This window comes from Exiguobacterium sp. Leaf187, assembly GCF_001423925.1.
GTDB classification, from domain to species: Bacteria; Bacillota; Bacilli; order Exiguobacteriales; family Exiguobacteriaceae; genus Exiguobacterium_A; species Exiguobacterium_A indicum.
Genome location: NZ_LMPR01000014.1, coordinates 83,230 through 104,164, shown reverse-complemented (window position 1 = coordinate 104,164; position 20,935 = coordinate 83,230). Strand labels below are relative to the sequence as shown.

The window sequence follows — 20,935 nt, the reverse complement described above, 5'->3', positions numbered from 1 at the left end:
CTCGTTGTGTGACCGAAGTCACGATTGACGAAGCTTGCGCTTCATTCGTTTTTGTATTCCGTAAAATACGATTTTTGCCTCATCGTTCAGTTTTCAAAGTTCGTCTGCCGCCTTAGCGACTTTAATAGATTAACAGGTTGTTTTGATTATGTCAACCATGCTTTTTAAAAAACTTTTCAGCCCCAACGAACCGTTTATAAAAGGCGTCTCGCTGGAACATTTATTAATATAACAACAAAATTCGACAAACACAAGCATTATTTTAAAAAAACTTTGCAAAGAGTTTAAATCCTCTTCGCAAAGTCTTTACCTTCTTAACATGGCTCCTACTGTAAACGCGATATTCGCTGGGCGTTCTGCTAACCGTCTCATCAAATACGTATACCAGTCCACACCATGCGGAACGTAGATAACGACACGATACCCTTGTCGAACTAACTCTTGTTGTCGTTTCGGTCGCATGCCTTGAAGCATTTGAAATTCAAACCGTGATGGATCAATCTGTTTCATTTGAGCAAAGTCAATGATTTGCTGGATGATCTGTTCATCATGTGTCGCGATTTGCGTGTAGTTCCCATTTAACAAATTAACTTTTACTAATTGAAGGTATGTCTCATCTACTGTCTTCTTCGGTTGAATATAGATTTCATCGTCTCCATCGTATGCCCCTTTGACGATACGTACTGTTGCCTGAAGACGTTCTAGATCAAAACGACTACGGAATACATTTGCCTGTAGCGCAATTCCGACGTTTGGATAATGTTCATGTACGCGTTCGAATACTCGAACGATCGACTCGACCATCATCGCTTCTTCCATGTTGACTGTCACGCGCATGTTTCTCTGATAGGCAATCTCTGCAATACGACTCAACTGTTGATAGGCGATATCCGGATCGATTCTTAATCCGATCGATGTTAGCTTTAGAGATACTTGTGCGTCTAGACCATGTTCTTTGATTTGCCCGATGACTTTAATACATTCATTTGCGATGTCTACCGCGTCCTGCTCTGTCTCAATGAACTCTCCTAGACAATCCACTGTAGCGGCTCGTCCATCTTGATTAAATTGTTTCACGGTATCGAGGGTCTCTTCTGCGCCCTGTCCTCCGACGAATAATGTTCCACCAAGCGGCAATCCGACTTTTTTCGCTAATTGAATCAACAGTCTATTCTCAGCCAAGTATTCGAATACAGCTCCAGTAATCTGCTGTAACATCTGAATCACCCTCTCTCTTCTCCCTTACCCTCTCCCAATAAAAAAACGTCTTTCTTCTATATAGAAGAAAGACGCAGTTTGGATTAATGCAACCAGATAAAGTAACCGAGGAATCCGAGTGACAATACGTACATGATTGGGTGCACTTCTTTTGCTCGTCCTTTCGCGATCATCGTGACCGGATAGAAGAGGAAACCGAATGCAATCCCTGTTGCGATTGAATACGTCAACGGCATCATGATGACGGTCAAGAAAGCGGGAACCGCATACTCGAATTTTTTCCAATCGATTTGGAGCAGTGAAGCTGCCATCAACACACCAACGATGATCAATGCGGGTGCTGTGACCGGTGCGGTGATGATTGCGAGCAATGGTGAGAAGAATAAAGCGAGACCGAAGAATAAAGCTGTGACGATCGCCGTCATTCCTGAACGACCACCTGCTGCAACCCCTGCACTTGATTCGATGTAAGAAACCGTCGTCGACGTTCCAAGGATCGAACCTGCTACTGTTGCTGTTGAATCAGCGATCAATGCGCGACCAGCGCGTGGTACTTTATTTTCTTTGATCAGACCGGCTTGGTTTGCTACCGCAACCAGTGTACCTGCTGTATCAAAGAAATCAACGAAGAAGAAAGTTAAGATGACGATCATCATTTGAACCGTGAAGATTTCATCGAAGTGAAGGAATGCTTGTCCAAATGTAGGTGCGATGCTTGGTGGTGCTGAAATGACTTCACCAAGACTTGTTGGAATCGGAATCAAACCGAAGATCATTCCAGCGACTGCCGTTAGGATCATTCCGAAGAAGATCGCCCCTTTGACACCACGCGTCATTAGGACCGCAGATACGACAAGACCAAATACCGCGAGAAGCGTTGTTCCTTTACTTAAATCACCAAGCGAGACGAGTGTTGCTTCATTCGCCACGACGAGACCACCTGTTTTTAATCCGATGAACGCGATGAACAATCCGATACCTGCTGCAACTGCCATTTTCAATGGTTCTGGAATCGCATTGATTATCATCTCACGAATACCTGAAGCTGTTAATACCATGAAGACGAGACCTGAGACGAGAACGCCTGAAAGTGCGGTTTGCCATGGAATACCCATTCCGATGACGACGCTGTAGGCGAAGAAAGCATTTAGTCCCATTCCTGGTGCGAGCGCGATTGGATAGTTCGCCAGTAATCCCATCGTAACGGAACCGATGATCGCAACGAGTGCTGTGGCACCGAAGACTGCTCCTGCGTCCATTCCTGCTTCGGCTAATGTATTCGGATTAACGAATAAGATATACGCCATCGCGAAGAATGTTGTCATGCCGGCGATGAACTCTGTACGCATGTTCGTACCAAGCCCATTGAAATCAAAGAAACGCGCAATCGCATTTTCTTTTGCTTTCGGTTGGTGTGGCTGTTTCAATTGTGTGCTCATGATTGCCTTCCTTCCAAATAAGCCGTCTCCTTGAAAACAAAAAACGGCCCTTACCTAAGCGGTAAAAGCCGTTTCAATAAGCGCACGATGCTGCGTGTGCGCCGTAGTAGGAACCTTTACGGTGTTCCTGTAGAGACTTCCGGGCCCTATCCCCAGAATTATACGGCATTATTTATGTTTTTTTAGTGGTATGAAAAATAAGAACAGACACATCGTAGCACGGTCAAATTCATGGGTCAACCATAAAAGCGAAATTTAACTACTTATTTTATCCGAACGTTCGGTTTTGAAAACGGTTTTTTGAAGGCTATTTCATGATTGTTAGAAATCAGCCCTATCACTGAGCGTATATACTCTTAAAGTAGTCGGATAATAGTCCCTCTCCTTTAAAACGATCCTCTAAAACATTCTGTACCTGTTGCAATTCATTTTCACGTGTTCCGTAAGCATTTGAGAACGATCCAAGATAAGAATAAGCATAAATTGCTTCATTCGGACATAATTCATGAGCACGTCGTAACATGGATGCGCCTTTTTCTTCCCACTCGTTGTACTCTCCAAAATAATAAGGGGTCATCGAAACCATATAACCAAAACACCATAGAAAGTCCTCATGGTTCATAAAATGACGTAAACCATCATGTGTAACTTCCTTTAGTAAAGATTCTAATTCCTCAATATCTATATTGTTCTTTGTAATTCCCAATGGTCCATGTTCAAAGGAGACGTACCAACAAAAAAAGCCCAGTCGAATGACTGTTTTGAGATCTTCGGGATGTTGTCTCCAAGAATTCAAAAGATATCGTTTAGCTTCATTCCATTTTTCTAGTTTTTCTAATTGATCAACTTCAGTCCATGTCCAGTCTATCATGAGGCAGTATCCCTTTTTTCCATTAGATGATGTATTCCATAATACAGGAAGAGTCCACACATCTCAGCAAACTAGAACTAAAGTACCTAAATTCGTCGGTTTAGTTTAAAAACGTCCAACGGTTTCATAATTTCGTTCACAAAAAGCCCCCTTCCATTCACAAATCATGCGAACAAAAGAGAGCTTTCTTTTGAAATAAAGTGGTTGAAGGTGAAACAGATTCATCTTCACCTTTCTCCTTTAAAAGGGTGTTACGACAGGATTCATGAGACGAATCGTCTCAGTAAGCCCAGTACTTATTCCCACTCAATCGTTGAAGGTGGTTTCGACGTCACATCGTACAGGACGCGGTTAACGTTCTGAACTTCATTGACGATTCGAACCGAGATCTTCTCGAGCACGTCCCATGGGATACGTGCCCAGTCTGATGTCATTCCGTCAATAGACGTGACAGCGCGGATTCCGACGGCATAGTCGTATGTCCGCTCATCGCCCATGACACCAACCGAACGGATTGGAGGAAGGACTGTGAAGTATTGCCAGATTTCGCGCTCGAGTCCAGCTTTTTTAATTTCATCACGAAGAATGAAATCAGATTCGCGGACGATTTCGAGTTTCTCATCTGTGATTTCACCGAGGACACGAATTCCGAGACCTGGTCCTGGGAACGGCTGACGCCACACGATTTCATCGGAAAGACCGAGTTCTTTCCCGAGTTCACGGACTTCATCCTTGAACAACGTGTTGATCGGCTCGATCAATTCAAACTGCATGTCTTCCGGCAATCCACCGACGTTGTGGTGTGACTTGATCGTTTGTGCCGTATCCGTACCACTCTCGATGATATCTGTGTAGAGCGTACCTTGGGCAAGGAAGTCCATGTCCGTTAGTTTTGAAGCTTCTTCATCAAAGACGTAGACGAACTCGTTGCCGATGATTTTACGTTTCTGCTCTGGATCTGAGATACCACGGAGTTTGTCGAGGAAACGGTCCTGGGCATCAATCTTGATGACGTTCATGTGGAAGTGATCCGCGAATGTCTTCATGACGCTCTCCGCTTCACCCTTACGCAGTAAACCGTGATCGACGAACATACATGTCAATTGATCACCGATTGCTTTGTGAATCAAGGCTGCGACGACAGACGAGTCGACACCACCAGAAAGTGCACAGAGGACTTTTTTGTCGCCGACTTGTTCTTGAATCTTCGCTACTTCGATTTCGATGAAGTTCTCCATCGACCAATCGCCTGCACATTTACAGACTTCAAAGAGGAAGTTCTTGAGCAATTCTTTTCCGAAGACCGTATGGTTCACTTCCGGGTGATACTGCACACCGTACATTTTCAATTCTTCGTTCTTGATCGAAGCGATCGGACATGACACGTTCGTTCCATCGACGACGAATCCGTTTGGCACAGATGTGACGAGGTCGCTGTGGCTCATCCAGACCGTTTGTTCAAGCGGTAGGTTCGCATACATCGGTGACGGGTCTTGTAACGTCAATGTGGCTTTTCCATATTCACGATGTCCCGCACGTTCTACTGTTCCGCCGAAATGTTGTGACATGAGCTGCATGCCGTAACAGATCCCGAAGATTGGAATACCGAGGTCGAAGATTTCTGGGTCACACCGGTACGCATCCTCTGCGTAGACGCTACGTGGACCACCTGAGAAGATGATACCAGCAGGTGCGATTTCCTTTACTTCTGCTGCAGTGATTTTATGCGAATGCAATTCACTATAGACACCAAGGTCCCGAATACGACGTGTGATCAATTGATTGTACTGTCCTCCAAAATCGAGGACGAGAATCATTTCCTGGTCCAAATGTGCTTCCAAATCTGTTCCCGCCTTTCTGATTTCATGCGCACCCTATGAAAAAAGCCCACTCTTCGCCCATGGATAAAATGGAAAAAGAGCAGGCCGCTTCACAAAAAAATGTATACGAAGGGTCTGCTCCTTCATAGTCAGGTCGTTTAAGGTGACCCGGTAGAGACTCTCGCGCCATATTCGCGAGTATATACAAAGGAGATTGCATGTGTGTGATTTACGTTGTTCCCATTGTAACTGTATCGTTTCGTAAATATCAACCCTCTACATGACGAATGATATTTTCGAAATATTCACGTTTTTTCTCGGCAGATAATGATTCTCCACCATAGACCATCCGTTCGTAAGCATCCGTCAACGGTCGCATCGCGTACGTCTCGTAGTACCCATCGACTTCGTGAGCGAGTTCCGCAAGCGTCCGACCATCTTGATAATGGAATCCTTTTTTATCAAGACGTCGCAAGAGGTACCGGTACATCCGTCGGAATCCTTCTGGTCGCTCGATTTGTCTCCGGAAGAAGAGAATCGCGAGTGTTCGAATGATTGGTTTTCGGAACAGGTAAAGGAACAAGAGAGCGAGTGCCGTCATAAGGATTGGCCAAAACGGAATTGACTTCTGCTCCGTCTGTCCGGCGCTAGTCGTCTGTTCTTCGTCGAGAAGATTTTCCTGCGGACGATTTGGTGTCGTCGTCTCTGTATTATTTTCTGTTTCGCGTTGTGGATTTGTTTGCTCCGTCTCGTTGTTCGTTTCTCGGTCAATCGTATATTGACCTGCTCCGTCGAAGCTAACAGTCGGCTCAAGCGGTACCCAGCCTGGTCCTTCAATGTAGACTTCGACCCACGAGTGGGCATTTTTATTTCGTACCGTATAACTGGTCACGGCGGAGCCGATGACATCGGACTCGCCTCCCGTGAACCCTTTTACCCAGCGTGCGGGTAATCCAGCTGCCCGAAGCAACACAGCGGCGGACGTCGAGAAGTTATCACAGTATCCGAGCTTCGTTTCGAACAGGAATTGATCGACGTAATCTTGATTTTCTCCTGGTACGGCGACTTCCTCCGTATTATATTCGAAGTTTTCTTCTTCGAAATAGTTTTCAATCGCTCGCGCCTTGTCCCACGGTGTTTCTTCACCCTCAACGATTTGATTCGCTAAATCACGGACACGTTGTGGTAATCCATCTGGTAGCTGCAGGTACCGACGTGTGTCATCCGCTGATAAATCGAGCGGCTCATCTGTCTGTAACTGCTCTTCTGTGAAGAGTGGATAGGCATATTCGATTTGATAGTTGCGCTGCTGATTCGTATCGTCGAGATACGAGATTTTTTGATTCTCAGGATCAACCAGTACATTTTGTCGTTGCTGGTCGACCGTCAACCGAACATTATCACCATTGTACGGAACGAACGGCAGTTCACGTGCCATCTCAAACGTTGCCGTCTCATTTCTTGTCTTGACCTCTTTTCCGAAATGCGAGAAGAAACCACGCGCATCGATTTCCGGATTCGATTCCGACAGCACCCACCCCTTGCCGGTATAGATATCTTTCGTCTCGACTCGCCAGTAGCGGTTCCCTTCACTTTCGACTTGGAAAACTTCTCGATCGTCCATCTGAAACGGTCCACCGAGTTGCTCATCATTGTTACCGTAGCCGACCTTTTGAATCGCATTTGACGGCTCTCCTTCACCTTCAAGACCGGACGTCAAATCGTACCAACTGTCTTGCCATGTCGCATTGATGACAGGACTTTGGACAGCAGCGACGATGACAGCACCCATGATGAATAAAGCACTCAGCGGACGAACGTAAGAAGCGCGCGGTCGTTCGTTAACTTCCGTCGCATAGAGTAATAATAAAGATAGAATGATCGGATAGAGAATGAAAGTCTCTCCCGAATAATCCGTCCACGTATCGCAATAGGCGATAAATCCGATGACACCGAAGGCAAGACCAAACACAAATCCGCGATTCGGGAATGTCCGCCGTGCTAAATAAGCGATCAAGAAACTGATCAGTCCGATCGAGAGTGCAAAGGCTGGTCGTCCCGGTAACTCACCATTGATGACACTTTGAACATCTGAGCTGATTTCCGTAAAGATGCCCCATGGTGCTGCTCCCGGCGTCAAAATCAAATAAAACGATAGGAGTAGTCCACCGAGACTTCCGAGTAAAAAGTAACGCCGCGATAGATGCGACAACAGCAACGGCAGAAACAGCATCGGTAAGAAGGACCAAAGATGTTCGAACGTCGTCAGTTCAAGAAGTGGTGGCATGAAACAAGTCAGGACGGCTGCCGCGATAGCGTTCCAAAGTAAGCGTCGCATCATCGCACTCCCCTCCGTTCTGGTGTATAGACATGAACGGTGGCTTCTTGATTAATCTTCGAGATCCATAGTTCATTGTTCGATTCAAGATCCGGCGTGATGAAGAGGACGTTGCCACTCAATCGAAGCGCTTTTGACGAGTACTCCCATGACTCGATGAACGTCCGCGTCCGACTCGGTTGCGCCGTCATCAAGTAATGCGTCAGTTTCGCACCCTCGAGTGGTAACGATAACGATTGAACAGCATGTCCGACGAGGTGAATGCGGTAGCTCAGCCGTCTTTTATTTAGCTGATCCGTCGCTTCTGCCAGCATCGAGATGACGCGTTCGAAAGCTTCACCCGCTTCCGTCCCCTCATCAAAGACGATCGTCGTCTCCCGTTCCTGCTCTCGTTCAAACGTTTTCGTCATTAAACCTTGGCGTTTTGCTGTCGCTTTCCAATCGATCTGATTCATCCGGTCACCACTGACGTATTCCCGGACCCCGACGACAGTAAAGGACGACTGACGAAGATCAAGCGACACAGGGGAGATTCCTCCATCGCCGCGATCCTCCTCATGCGGAAGTTGAACGGCAAGGCGTGCCGGTTCAATCGCAAGATACGTCTCGACCGGAAACATCCGTTTCCGCTTGAACAGACCAAACGGATCCGTAATTTCAACGATACAGCCAGGAATCTGGTAGACTCCTCGACGAATCGATGGAATCGTGTAGTCGATTTGCTCTGTCTTCCGGTAGTGGGCACGGAGCGGACGGCTGATATCGAGTTTTTCTTCGCTGAGTTCGTTTGGAATCGCCTCCGTCACCTCGACGGCTCCGACCAAAAACGGAAAACGCCGGCGAACCCGTAAGGAAACCGGGATATCTGTTCCGGCAACGAGCATCTTATTCGAGACTTCGCGCGTCGCCAGTGCCTGCGTGACGGGCCAAACGAGGAAGAGCGTCCAGTAGACAGTCAGACCGGCCATGACATAAAACAGCAAGGAAGCGACATTTCCGCCATCGACGCGCGCATATGTCCATAAGGCAACCGTCGTCAAAAGGAGTACAGCGTAACGCCAACCAATTTGCCACTTCGTCATAGGGACTCCACGTCTTGTTGGATAGGTACAGCAACCTCTTTTTTGATTTGTTCTAAAATCCGTTCAGACGATTGACCGTGATAACGCGCGTCCGCTGTCAAAATCAAGCGGTGTGACAGGACCGGAATCAAGAGATGTTTGACATCATCCGGTAAGACGAAACTGCGTCCTTCCATGTATGCCCACGCTTGCGCGACTTTCATCAAAGCAATCGAAGAACGGGGACTCGCGCCGAGATAAAGTGAACCGTTCGTCCGGGTCGCTTGGACGAGATGGACGATATATTTTTTGACGGGCTGTGAGACATGGACGTTCTTGACTTCTTCTTTCATCTGGAGCAATTGCTCGCGACCAATCACCGCTTCGAGCGTTTCAATTGGTTCATCCCGTTCGAAACGTGTCAGTAGCTTCATTTCCTGGTGGAAATCAGGATAACCCATTTTGACTTTGACGAGAAAACGGTCGAGTTGTGCTTCTGGTAACGGATACGTTCCTTCGTGTTCGATCGGGTTTTGTGTCGCCATGACGAAAAAGGGATTCGGAAGCGTATGAATCTCACCATCGACGGTGACGTTCGCTTCCGCCATTCCCTCGAGTAAGGCAGATTGAGTTTTTGGTGATGTTCGGTTAATCTCATCGGCTAAGACGATGTTTCCCATTAAAGGACCCGGTCTATATTCGAATTGGCTAGTTTTCTGATTATACATCGATACACCCGTCAAATCTGACGGAAGTAGGTCTGGCGTGAACTGAACACGTTTGAAGGTCAACCCGATCGATCGGCTGAACGCACGAACGAGCATCGTCTTCCCGACTCCCGGTACGTCTTCTAATAGGACGTGACCGCCCGCTAGTAATGCTGCCAATGATTGTGTGATGACATCTTCCTTACCAATGATGACTTTCTCTACGTTGTCGATAATCGCTTGAATCTCCTTAGTGTATGTTCGCATTGTCAGACCCCTTGCTCTCGTAGTAGTTGAATTTTCTGACTTTTTATATCATCTCATATTCCGCTACGCTTTTAAAGAAATACGAGCAGTTTCTAGCACATGAAAAAGGGGGAACGCCGTAGCGTTTCCCCCTTATTTGTTTCAGGAACGAACACATGCCGTGATCCGTTCTTGAACCGTGCAGTTGCACGTAAAACACGAATACATCCGTGTCAATGGACAACGTTCGTCAAGTCCGGTGATCCTCTTCTTTCAGAAGCGACATGCGATCGTTCCCTCTACATTGGTAATCATTCATGTGCATCACCATCCTTTCATATATTGAATATTACCGAATATGTTATAAACGAAACGTCGAATTTTAATTATTTTTTTCGATACCGTGCATAGGTCGTCGCGAGTGCGACCGCAAGGACCAGCCCTTTGATGATATTCAACGAATAGTATGGAACAGACAGCATAACGAGACCATTTTCAAGAATCCCGACGAGACAAGCCCCGACGAGTGTGCCAAGCGCATTCGGCTTCCCTTGTCCCGCGAACGACGAGCCGATGAATGCGGCTGCGACCGCTGGCATCAGATAACCGGAACCGGCATTAATTTGTGACGATCCGACTTGTGACGCAAGTAAAATTCCACCGATTGCCGCAAGTAATCCAGCAATCAGATACGCGAGTGCCCGGTAGCGATTGACACGAATTCCTGTCAGGCGTGCTGCTTCTGGATTCCCACCGATGATATAGAGAAAACGACCGTGTCGCGTATGGCTTAAGAAGACATGTGTCACAGCGACGACGACGAGCATGATGACGATGATCCAAGGCGCCTGGCTGATTTTCGCGAATGCCTCCGGAATCGTGCCGACTGTTGGTGTACCGTCCAGGCGCGGCATTCCGGCACTGATTGAACCACCACCGGTATACGTCATCGCGACACCTTCGACGATAAACATCGTCGCAAGCGTCGCAAACAAATCCGGAATCTTAAACCAAACGATGAGTAAGATGTTCACCAGAGCAACGCTAAGAGATAAGAGAAGTGCTAAACCAATCGAGACACCGAGCGGCAGACTGTACCAGACGAAGAACGAAACGACGAAAGAACTCGCAAGCGTCGCGGTCGAACCGACCGATAAATCAAATCCATTGACCGTCAAAGAGACGGTCAAGCCGATCGCGATAATCGTCACGATGGAGATACTTCGTAAAATATTAATCAAATTCGTCCCTTGTAGGAATGTTGGAGCCGTCGTCGCAAAAAACAGGACGAGGGCAAGGATCGCGAGGACGATCCCCCAGTCGTTCAAGAATCCGAGGACAGGACGTAACCCCTTCCCTCGGTTCGTTTGTTTTGATACTACCTCATTCATCGTTGCCCTCCTCCTGTCGCATACCACAACAAGGTTTCTTCTGATGTATCCGCCGTCTTCGTTTCATGGACGATCCGTCCATCGAACATGACGTAGATTCGGTCCGTGACGGTCAAAAGTTCATCCCATTCACTCGTCGCGTAAAGGATCCCTTTTTGTTGTTGCGCGAGTCCGTCAATCAGACGATAGATATCTTGTTTGGCTCCGACGTCGACACCTTTTGTCGGTTCGTCCAAGACGAGTACAGAAACATCGGTCAGTAACCATTTTCCGATGGCGACTTTTTGTTGATTCCCACCGGATAGTTGACCTACTTCCTGTTTCACGTCTGCCACTTTAATGCCCAGCTCCTTGACCCATTGCGATGCCTGATCTGCTTCTTTGCGACGATTCATCAGCCCCCAACGGTTGACGAAATCATGAGCTGCCGCTGCTGTTAGGTTTTCTGCGACAGAATCGGCAACGAGGATCCCTTCTTTTCGTCGTTCTTCTGGAACGAGACCGATCCCCGCTTGAATCGCAGCTTGTGGATTGCGAAGGCGATGGGCTTTTCCACCTATCCGAACCTCCCCTTCCTGAAACGGACGATCACCGAACAATGCTTTGCATAATTCCGTTTTACCGGCACCGACAAGACCCGCGATACCAACGACTTCACCTGCTTGAACCGTCAAGGAGATATCGTGGACGTCCGCATTCGCAGCACTCTCGACCGTCAGTACGTTCGTTGCATTTACCTGTGACGTTTTCGCAACAGACGTAAGCTGACGCCCAAGCATTTGCTCAACGACATCTTCCTTCGTGATGTCTGTCAAAAGATGTCGCGAGATGAGTTGACCGTCGCGCATGACCGAGATGGAGTCGCAAATCTCATATAGTTCCTGTAAACGATGCGAGATGAAGATGATCCCAAGCCCCCGTTCGGCTAAACGACGCACGACTGAAAAGAGATGGCTTGTTTCCGCCTGACTGAGCGGTGCCGTTGGTTCATCTAAAATCAAAAAACGGCGTTCTTGGACGAGGGCGCGAGCAATCAGTACGAGTTGCTTTTCAGCAAGCCGCAACTCCTCGACACGTGTCTTGACGGAAATATCCGCCTGTAATGTTGCTAACGCTTCTTTGGCACGCTGTATGTAACGGCGTTGGGATACGAAGCCAGTCATCGTTCCGTCCGTCAACAGATCGAGACAGATATTCTCAGCGACCGTCAAATACGGGACAAGCGCCACATCGACCTCTTGTTGGACGAGGTCGATTCCAATCTGTTTCGCATCACGCGGTGACGTGATGGTCAACTCCTTCCCGTCGAGACGGATCGTTCCTTCGTCCGCTGTTTCCGCTCCGGATAAGACTTTCATCAACGTCGACTTACCGGCACCATTCGCACCGACAAGCGCGTGGATTTCACCGGATTTCACTTCAAACGAGACTTGTTTTAAGGCTTGCACTCCCGGAAACGCCAGTGAAATCCCGGTCATCTTCAAGTGATGATTGGTAGACGTCATTGTTTCTTATGGACGTCACGCAACCGGTCCATCCACGGTTCATTGAATTTGTCCGATGTACTCCATCCTTTGATGATCGTATCGAGATTGTACATCGTCGTGTCCTGCTTCAACGCCTTCTGCTCCACGAGTTTCGCGTCGAGATCAAAGCTATCCGGTGTCTTCTCGCCAGCGATTTTCTTAGCCAGTAATCGCATGTCCGTTTGTCCAATCAAGAATGGATCCACCGCACTCGTCGAGACCCAGTTACTGCCTTTTTCACGCATCAGGTTGATATCCTGATTCGAGACATCGATCGAGATTAGCGGGATTTCTTGACGTTTATTATCCTTGAGCGATTTGTAAGCCCCTTTTGCGACTTCGTCCCACGCTCCCCAAACCGCATCAATGCTTCCTTTCGGATATTTCGCGAGAATCGCATTCATCTTCGTTGCGATATCCCCTTGGACATCTTGGAAATTTGTCGGTCCAACTGTCTCAAGCGTTTTGATTTTACCGTCTGCTTCGTACGTCTTATAGATTTCCTGACGACGATCGAGCGGGGCAAAACCTGGTCCGAACCAAAGTTTGATGACACGGACTGGCTTTTTGTCCGTCACCTTCGTCACTTCATCAAGCGATAGCTTCGCGAGTTGATGATCGTTTTGGAACGTTTCCGTCACACCTTTTAACGCCGTTCCTTTTTTCTTCGTGACCGTATCGAACGTCACGACCTTCAGCCCTTTGTCGACCGCTGGTTTAATCATGTCATAGGCGTAGTCTTCCTTACCATGCGAGATGATGAGCCCATCATAATCTTGCTGAATCGCTTGCGCGACAAGCTCCTTGAACTTGACGTCGTTACCTTCCGAAATGAACGTGCTGACTTTAAAGCCAAGCGCTTCGCCTTCACTTCGTGCGCCATCAAGGAATTGTTTCGTATGGTCGTCCGATGCTAGGTTGCGGATCACGGCGATCTTGACGTCTGATTGAACCCCTTTTGGTACATCCTTAACGACCTTCGTCGTCGTGGCTTCTCCATTCGCACAAGCCGCTAGTAACAGTGCCGGTGCTAGGACGGCGTAAGCTAGTTTTTTCATGACATATCTCCTTATCCGAGGGGTTGAAGCCCTGTTAATTGTTCAATCGTTTCTTCATTCGGTTGCGTGATGACACCAAGTTCGGTGATGATGCCCGTGATGAATGTGTGTGGTGTGACATCAAACGCCGGATTGAAGACAGCGACGCCTTCCGGTGCTGTCGCGACACCTTGGACAGTCGTCACTTCTTGCGGATCACGTTCTTCGATTTCGATCGCGTCTCCGGAAACGAGCGAGAAGTCGAACGTCGAGAGCGGTGCTGCGACGTAAAACGGAATACCAAAAGCTTGCGCGAGCAATGCTAATTGGAACGTCCCGATTTTATTCGCGGTATCTCCGTTTCGTGTAATGCGGTCGGCACCGACGATGATCGCATCGATCTGTTTTTCTTTCAGCGTATGGGCGACCATGTTGTCCGTAATTAACGTGACATCGATCCCGGCACGTTGAAGCTCCCATGTCGTCAATCGTGCTCCCTGCAGTAACGGTCGCGTCTCACTCGCAAAAACGGATAATTCAATGCCGCGTTCTTTTGCGATGTAGAACGGCGCAAGTGCTGTTCCATAAGCAGCGGTCGCAATCGATCCAGCATTACAAATTGTTAGAATCCGGTCGCCTGACTGGAATAATTCCAGTGCATGAATCCCGATTTGACGTGACGTCTGCGCATCCTGGTCGTATAAAGCGACCGTCCGTTTTTCCAACCGTTCGCGAATCTCTTCTACCGACGTCCCGTCTTGAATGATTGGATTCAATTGATCGAGGACATTTCGCAAGTTGACGGCCGTCGGTCGTGTCGCGAGTAACGTCGCCGATGTCTCAAGCAAGGCTTGCTTGTAGACCGGAAGCGCCGCTTCAAACCGGTATGCTTCTTGAACGAGCACGAATCCCCCAAATAAACTGATCGCAGGTGCGCCCCGAACGCGCAGTTGTTTAATCGCCTCAACGGCTTGCGCGAGATCAGCAATGACTTCATAGTGCTCTTCCTGCGGTAGACGTGTCTGATCGAGAATCGTCAAGACACGGTCTTCGTAACGGATACTTTGAACGAATGTAGTCATCGGCTAAGTTCCTCCGTTACGTCAAAGTTTCGTAAATCATCGAATGTCCGACATTCTGTACGGCGTTTGATTAACGCTGTTCCTAGACGGAGAGCGTGACGTTTCCGCTCTAAGCGTTCCGTCGTTGAATTGATTGATTCTAAATCAGCGACCAGTGCTAGACCGATCGTCCGCCGAATCAATTCGCAACCGGCGAAGCCAAGGGCATCCTGCAAGATCGTGCTCAGTACATCATCGACGAGTCCTGGTGCCTGGAACGGTTCGACGGCTTCCCGTTCCCATAAGGCACGGAACGTTGAAGCGAACGTCAGCCAGAACGTATCGATATCCTTGATTCGGGCGTCACGTCGTGTAGGGTAATCCGGATATGCCGCGAAGAATAAGTGGGCGATGAACTGTCCGACATCGAATCCAAATGGACCATAAAAGGCGAATTCAGGATCGATGACTTTCGTTTCCGTCGCTGAGGCGAAGATGCTTCCTGTATGTAGATCGCCGTGCAGCAATGCATCTCCTTTCGTGATGAAGAGCGCTTCGAGTTTTGCGACTTCGCGTTTCAACTCATCGTCTGCCCATAGACGTGCCACCTCTTCTTCGAGTCCGGCTTCAATCTCGTTCGTCTCCGCGTCATGAAACGGATCCGTGAAGATTAATTTTTCCGTGATGTCGCACAAGTCTGGATTGTAGTACGTTCGGGCGACACGTTTCTTTTCAACCGGACCAAGCGCAAAGTCCGATGTATGGAATAACGTCCGAGCGAGATAAGAACCGATATGTTCCGCAAGCAACGGATACTGTTCACCTGCGAGTAAACCGCTTCGAACGATCGTCAAATGTGAAAGATCTTCCATGACCGTATACGCCTCTTCGTGACTAGCATGAAAAACACGTGGTACGAACGGTACGGCATGTCGCGCGAATTCACGGAGTGCGGATTGCTCGATCCACGCTCGTTCGAGCGATAACGGCCAGCTCTCCCCGACGACCTTCGCATATGGTAATGCTTGTTTTAAAATCAAGCGATGTTCGCCTTCTCGAATCCGAAAGACGAGGTTGAGGTTCCCGTCGCCAATCTCTTCTGCTTCGACGGCTCCATCGCCGATCAGTCCTAATGTCCGAACACGATCAATCGCGTCCTGTTCTGTGAATGCTTTATATGTCATCTCAGTTTCCCCCTATGTGATACACGAAAAAGCGCCTCTTTTCGTCATCGAAAAGAGGCGCAGAAAAGTCACTGCGTCCTCTTATCTCTCAGACGAAACGTCTGTTGGATGTAGCACCGTGCCTAGTGGTCGGTTGCTGCGGCGTCATCGGGCCAATTCCCTCTGCCAACTCGCGATAAGAGTCGTATGTAGTTGTCGTGTGTGATATTGATTTGAATCTTACGCAATCGACTTCCTCGCTGTCAAATCGAAATCAAGCAGAAACGGACATCATTTTTAAGTCATCTATAGAAAGAGTATTTCCAAAAAAATAAATTTTCTAAAAATAGTTTGACAAGTCACGATTCTCATGTAAAAATTGCAATTAGATTTCACAATTTCATCCAATTCTTATCAAGAGCAGACGGAGGGACAAGCCCTACGATGTCGCAGCAACCGACCTTTTGGCACGGTGCTAATTCTTGCAGCTACTAAGCTGACAGATAAGAGTCCACGTTCGAATCATTCATGGTCTCTTGTCGCTGACGAGAGACCATTTTTTTGTTGAAGGAGGAAAGACATGGCTTATATCACTGCTACTTATCAATTGACTGCCCGTGATCGACTCGAGCAGCGCGCTGAACAACTCGCGCTTGGTCTGACAGTCGGTTCTTGGACGGAACTGAATCATCTCGAACAACAACAACTCGCCTCGTTCAAAGGGGAAGTCGTACATACCGAAGAGCGCGATGGCAAAGGATATATCACGATTCGTTATCCGGAACATAACGTGTCGCGCGACTTTTCTGCGATTCTGACGACCGTCTTCGGGAAACTCTCACTCGACGGTGAAATCAAATTAACGGAATTGCTACTACCCGATACATTTACGTCGGACTTTCCAGGTGCGAAATTCGGGATTGAAGGGGTCCGTTCCTTGATCGGTGTCGAAGATCGCCCATTATTAATGAGCATCTTCAAAGGAGTCATCGGACGCGATTTATCGTTTCTTCGTGATCAACTCGAAGGACAACTCGCTGGTGGGATTGATCTCGTCAAGGACGATGAGATCCTATACGACAATCCATTGACACCAACGATTGACCGGGCACGAATTGGACGTGAGGTCATCGACGCTCACTTCCACCGGACCGGTAAACGCGCGTTATATGCAATCACACTCAGCGGTCCCGTCTTTACGCTCAAGGATAAAGCCAAGCGATTGATTGACGCTGGAGCGACCGCTTTCTTGCTGAATACCTTCACATACGGACTCGACGTCTTACGCGAACTGGCAAGTGATCCGGAAATCAACGTCCCAATCTTCAATCATCCGGCCTATAGCGGTGCGTTGATCGCTAGCCCGAATCACGGAGTCGCAGCTCCTGTCTTACTTGGCACATTACCGCGTGCTGCTGGAGCAGACTTGACGCTATTCCCGTCGCCTTACGGCAATGTCGCTTTGCCAAAGGATGTCGCCCGTGGTATCGCGGTCGAAGCGACCCGTCTCGGTCAGACGAAATCGACCTTCCCGGTTCCTTCAGCCGGTATTCATCCTGGACTCGTCGCTCAACTCGTACGGGACTTCGGGATCGATTCCGTCATCAACGCCGGTGGCGGCGTACATGGTCATCCGCAAGGTGCTGCGGCTGGTGTCACCGCTTTCCGTCAGGCACTCGATGCGGCACTCGCAAATGAATCCCTATCGACGGCAGCATCGCGTCATGAAGAATTACGGATCGCCCTCGACGCTTGGGGGATCAAGTCATGACCGTACGGATTCTTTGTGACTTCGACGGTACCGTGACGACACAGGATAATATCATCGCACTCATGCAGGCATTTGCGCCAGCGAGCGACTTCGAACCGTTGAAACACGGTGTACTCGACCGGACGTTATCGATTCAAAGTGGTGTCGGGCAAATGTTCGCACTTCTGCCATCTGATGGGAAAGCGTCCTATCTTGACTTTTTACTGGAGCGCGCCGTCATTCGCGACGGATTTTCGGAGTTGCTTCAGTACAGTCGTCGTCAAGACATCGATTTCTCGATCGTCAGCGGCGGAATGGACTTTTTCGTCGAACCGATCTTAGCGCCATTCCTTGAGCAGGAGCGCATCTATTGCAATGTCGCAAATTTTGACGGTCCATTCGTTCATATCGATTGGCCACACGCCTGCGATACCCATTGCACGAACGGGTGCGGCTGTTGTAAAACGTCCGTTGCTCGGACACTACGTAAAGACGGTGACGTCATCATCGTCATCGGCGACTCGGTGACGGACTTCGAACTCGCAAAACAAGCGGATCGTGTCTATGCCCGTGATTATCTGATCACGTTGTGTGAAGAGAACGATATCGCCTATACACCGTTTGAGACGTTCCATGATATCGTTCATGATTTAACACGAGCGGAGGTGACAACATGACATTCATGCGACGCTATGAAGAGCTACGCGCCATCAAACAAGAGCTTGCGGCTCGCGATTGGTTCCCTGGTACGAGTGGCAATCTCGCCATTCGGACATCCGGTGTCCCGGTTGAATTCCTTGTGACGGCAAGCGGAAAAGATAAACGGCAGACGACTCCTGACGACTTCGTTCATGTCGATGCGACCGGTCAATTGATCGGTGAGCAATCCGGGCGTCCTTCTGCTGAGACATTGCTCCATGTCGAAGTGTTCAATCGAACGGACGCCGGTTGTTCCCTGCATGTCCATACGATTGCGAACAATGTGATTTCGGAACTCTATGGCGATCAAGGCAGCATCACCTTTTCCGGTCAAGAAATCATCAAGGCACTCGGACACTGGGAAGAGGATGCGACGGTCACGGTACCGATCATTCCGAATCATGCGGACATTCCGACGCTTGCCGCTGCTTTTGCACCTCATGTCACAGCAGACAGTGGTGCCGTCCTGATCCGCAATCACGGAATCACGGTCTGGGCACCGACCGCCTTTGAAGCAAAGAAACACCTCGAAGCCTTCGAGTTTTTATTCAATTACACGTTGACGTTGCAATCATGCCGTCAATCCATTCATTAAAAGGAGGAATCATCTCATGGCAACAGTCTTATTCCAAGAAACAAACACACGGTATACGGATCAAACGGAAGTCGCTGACTTCCTTGCGTCACGCGGCGTTCTTTACGAACAATGGGACGTTTCGAAACTTCCAGCGCCTCTCGTTGAGAACTTCACACTGACGGATGCAGACAAACAAACGATTCTCGATACGTTCGCTCCAGAAATCAAAGACGTATCAGAACGTCGTGGGTATCAGACAGCTGATATCATCTCACTTTCGGATACGACACCGAACCTGGATGAGTTGCTCGTCAACTTCCAGAAAGAACATCACCATACGGATGATGAAGTTCGTTTCATCGTCAGCGGTCATGGCGTCTTCGCGATCAAAGACGAAGAGGTCGGCTACTATAACATCGAACTCAATCCTGGTGATTTGATTTCCGTTCCTGTTAACACACGCCACTACTTTACGCTTCAAGACGATCGTAAAGTCGTTGCTGTTCGGATCTTCGTCACGACAGACGGCTGGGTTCCGATTTACGAAAACGAGACGTCAACGGTCTCTTAAGAACGATATAAGCGCTGATTTCCTTTATGTGAAGGAAATCAGCGCTTTTCTTATCGCACAAACATATCACTACATTGATACGTAACCGATATAATGAAGGAAAAGCGATGAGGAAGTGAGCGTCATGCATATTCGTCCCGTAACGGAACACGACTTACCAGCGATTCTCGCCATCTATAACGAAGGCATCGAAGATCGAATCGCAACGCTTGAGACCGACCAAAAGGACTTATCCTTCATGACCCAGTGGTATGTAGAACGCACCGATCGATATGCCGGATATGTCGCTGAAGATGACACAGGTGTCCTCGGCTTCATTTCCCTCGATCCGTATAATCCGCGTCCTGTCTACGCATCCGTCGGTGAGATTTCGGTTTATATCACCCGGACTCATCGTGGACAAGGGATTGGCACACGTTTGCTTGAAACGGCTGAGCAACACGCCCGTGATCATCAGATGCATAAACTCATTCTCTTCACCTTCCCATTCAATAAAATCGGACAAAAACTCTATATCCGCTCCGGGTTCCGGATCGTCGGAACGTTTAAGGAGCAAGGACAGTTGAACGGCGAATATGTCGACGTCATGGCGATGGAGAAACGCTTGCGATAGGATTCATTGAATGCCAGACGGGGAATAGTCAATCCGAGTCATTGAGAGAGGATGAACCTAATGGATATTCAACAAATTCGCAATGCAACACTCGTTGTCACGTATGCCAATCAAGTCTTACTAATTGATCCGTTCCTCGGCGAAAAAGGCAGCTTGCCTCCCTTCGGTCAAACACCGAATGCCGTCGCCAATCCACTCGTCGACTTACCGGTCGATGTCAAGACACTGCTCGATCCTGACGCGATCTTCGTCACGCATCTGCATGCCGATCATTTCGACGATGCTGCAAAACAACTTCTACCCAAGCATTTGCCACTCTATGCGCAGCAAGAAGAAGACGCGCAGCAAATCCGAGAAGCCGGCTTCACGAACGTCTCTTCCTTCGATTCCGGTGTAACGATCGGTGATATCCAGGTCCATCGAACAGGTGGACAGCATGGTGTCGGTGAAATCGGCGAACGGATGGGACGTGTGTCTGGGCTCGTCCTCACCCATCCGGACGAACCGACACTTTATATCGCAGGTGATACGATCTGGTGTGACGAGGTCGCGCATGCAATCGAACAACATACGCCCGATATCATCGTCGTCAACAGTGGCGCCGCCCAGTTCTTGACCGGAGAGCCGATCACGATGTCACAGCGTGATCTCCTTGCCGTACACGAAGCGGCGGCGGAAGCGACGATCATCGTCTCGCACCTCGAGTCCGTCAACCACTGTCTCTTGCGACGTGATATGATTGCTGACTTTTTAGCCGCCTTCCACCTTTCTGCCCATTTCCTGATTCCAGAGGATGGCGAAACGATGTCATTTTAAGAACAGTAACCTTCATTAAAAAGAAGTCCTG

18 protein-coding genes and 4 riboswitches are annotated in these 20,935 nt (G+C 48.6%); of the genes, 6 read left to right on the top strand and 12 right to left on the bottom strand.

The features are described from left to right. Positions 1-306: 306 nt before the first annotated feature. The 12 genes from ASF99_RS16910 to mtnK form a co-directional block, all read right to left on the bottom strand. Positions 307-1,218 (bottom strand): proline dehydrogenase family protein, encoded by a 912-nt coding sequence (locus ASF99_RS16910; protein ID WP_023467063.1) that lies wholly within the window; start codon positions 1,216-1,218, stop codon positions 307-309. A gap of 83 nt (positions 1,219-1,301) precedes the next feature. Beyond that, the gene (locus ASF99_RS16905) at positions 1,302-2,606 is read right to left on the bottom strand and encodes an NCS2 family permease (RefSeq protein WP_035398981.1); all 1,305 of its coding nucleotides are present in this window, start codon (positions 2,604-2,606) and stop codon (positions 1,302-1,304) included. Positions 2,607-2,741: 135 nt separating this feature from the next. Continuing rightward, a riboswitch (purine riboswitch) is annotated at positions 2,742-2,843 on the bottom strand. Between the two features lie 151 nt (positions 2,844-2,994). Next, entirely contained in the window at positions 2,995-3,528 is a 534-nt protein-coding gene (locus tag ASF99_RS16900) for a hypothetical protein (protein ID WP_055970225.1), read from the bottom strand. Between the two features lie 296 nt (positions 3,529-3,824). Further along, positions 3,825-5,345, bottom strand: coding sequence for a glutamine-hydrolyzing GMP synthase (guaA, locus tag ASF99_RS16895; protein ID WP_051353615.1), 1,521 nt, complete (start codon positions 5,343-5,345; stop codon positions 3,825-3,827). 129 nt (positions 5,346-5,474) lie between these two features. Next, positions 5,475-5,576: riboswitch (purine riboswitch) on the bottom strand. A 40-nt stretch (positions 5,577-5,616) separates the two neighbouring features. After that, the gene (locus ASF99_RS16890) at positions 5,617-7,689 is read right to left on the bottom strand and encodes a transglutaminase family protein (RefSeq protein ID WP_035398986.1); all 2,073 of its coding nucleotides are present in this window, start codon (positions 7,687-7,689) and stop codon (positions 5,617-5,619) included. Continuing rightward, a complete protein-coding gene (locus tag ASF99_RS16885) occupies positions 7,686-8,768 on the bottom strand; it encodes a DUF58 domain-containing protein (RefSeq protein ID WP_055970223.1) in 1,083 nt (360 codons plus the stop codon). The genes ASF99_RS16890 and ASF99_RS16885 overlap by 4 nt, the downstream gene beginning before the upstream one ends. Then, positions 8,765-9,721, bottom strand: a complete 957-nt coding sequence (locus ASF99_RS16880) for an AAA family ATPase (RefSeq protein ID WP_023467045.1) — start codon at positions 9,719-9,721, stop codon at positions 8,765-8,767. The genes ASF99_RS16885 and ASF99_RS16880 overlap by 4 nt, the downstream gene beginning before the upstream one ends. Before the next feature lie 365 nt (positions 9,722-10,086). Further along, positions 10,087-11,091 carry an ABC transporter permease gene (locus ASF99_RS16875; RefSeq protein WP_055970220.1) on the bottom strand — a complete coding sequence of 335 codons (1,005 nt, stop codon included), beginning with the start codon at positions 11,089-11,091 and terminating at the stop codon, positions 10,087-10,089. Beyond that, positions 11,088-12,596: a sugar ABC transporter ATP-binding protein gene (locus ASF99_RS16870; protein ID WP_055970217.1), complete on the bottom strand. Its 1,509-nt coding sequence runs from the start codon at positions 12,594-12,596 to the stop codon at positions 11,088-11,090. Before ASF99_RS16870 ends, ASF99_RS16875 begins: the two co-directional genes overlap by 4 nt. Beyond that, positions 12,593-13,675 carry a sugar ABC transporter substrate-binding protein gene (locus ASF99_RS16865; protein WP_029340727.1) on the bottom strand — a complete coding sequence of 361 codons (1,083 nt, stop codon included), beginning with the start codon at positions 13,673-13,675 and terminating at the stop codon, positions 12,593-12,595. The genes ASF99_RS16870 and ASF99_RS16865 overlap by 4 nt, the downstream gene beginning before the upstream one ends. 11 nt (positions 13,676-13,686) lie before the next feature. Next, positions 13,687-14,736 carry an S-methyl-5-thioribose-1-phosphate isomerase gene (mtnA, locus tag ASF99_RS16860; protein ID WP_023467041.1) on the bottom strand — a complete coding sequence of 350 codons (1,050 nt, stop codon included), beginning with the start codon at positions 14,734-14,736 and terminating at the stop codon, positions 13,687-13,689. After that, positions 14,733-15,899 carry an S-methyl-5-thioribose kinase gene (gene mtnK, locus ASF99_RS16855; RefSeq protein WP_035398993.1) on the bottom strand — a complete coding sequence of 389 codons (1,167 nt, stop codon included), beginning with the start codon at positions 15,897-15,899 and terminating at the stop codon, positions 14,733-14,735. Before mtnK ends, mtnA begins: the two co-directional genes overlap by 4 nt. Positions 15,900-15,977: 78 nt before the next feature. After that, a riboswitch (SAM riboswitch) is annotated at positions 15,978-16,081 on the bottom strand. Positions 16,082-16,286: 205 nt separating this feature from the next. Next, positions 16,287-16,388: riboswitch (SAM riboswitch) on the top strand. 70 nt (positions 16,389-16,458) lie between these two features. Between mtnK and ASF99_RS16850 the strand changes: the two genes are divergently transcribed. The 6 genes from ASF99_RS16850 to ASF99_RS16825 all read left to right on the top strand — a co-directional run bounded on the left by ASF99_RS16850 (position 16,459) and on the right by ASF99_RS16825 (position 20,904). Next, complete coding sequence (locus ASF99_RS16850) at positions 16,459-17,649, top strand: 2,3-diketo-5-methylthiopentyl-1-phosphate enolase (protein ID WP_055970214.1); 1,191 nt, start codon at positions 16,459-16,461, stop codon at positions 17,647-17,649. After that, on the top strand, positions 17,646-18,305 hold the full coding sequence (locus ASF99_RS16845) for a 2-hydroxy-3-keto-5-methylthiopentenyl-1-phosphate phosphatase (RefSeq protein ID WP_055970212.1): 660 nt from the start codon (positions 17,646-17,648) through the stop codon (positions 18,303-18,305). The genes ASF99_RS16850 and ASF99_RS16845 overlap by 4 nt, the downstream gene beginning before the upstream one ends. Beyond that, entirely contained in the window at positions 18,302-18,922 is a 621-nt protein-coding gene (locus ASF99_RS16840; RefSeq protein WP_023467033.1) for a methylthioribulose 1-phosphate dehydratase, read from the top strand. Before ASF99_RS16845 ends, ASF99_RS16840 begins: the two co-directional genes overlap by 4 nt. 16 nt (positions 18,923-18,938) lie before the next feature. Then, a complete protein-coding gene (locus ASF99_RS16835) occupies positions 18,939-19,475 on the top strand; it encodes a 1,2-dihydroxy-3-keto-5-methylthiopentene dioxygenase (protein ID WP_023467032.1) in 537 nt (178 codons plus the stop codon). A gap of 124 nt (positions 19,476-19,599) precedes the next feature. Continuing rightward, positions 19,600-20,088: an arsinothricin resistance N-acetyltransferase ArsN1 family A gene (locus ASF99_RS16830; protein WP_023467031.1), complete on the top strand. Its 489-nt coding sequence runs from the start codon at positions 19,600-19,602 to the stop codon at positions 20,086-20,088. Positions 20,089-20,148: 60 nt separating this feature from the next. After that, a complete protein-coding gene (locus tag ASF99_RS16825) occupies positions 20,149-20,904 on the top strand; it encodes an MBL fold metallo-hydrolase (protein WP_023467030.1) in 756 nt (251 codons plus the stop codon). The last annotated feature ends 31 nt before the right edge of the window (positions 20,905-20,935 follow it).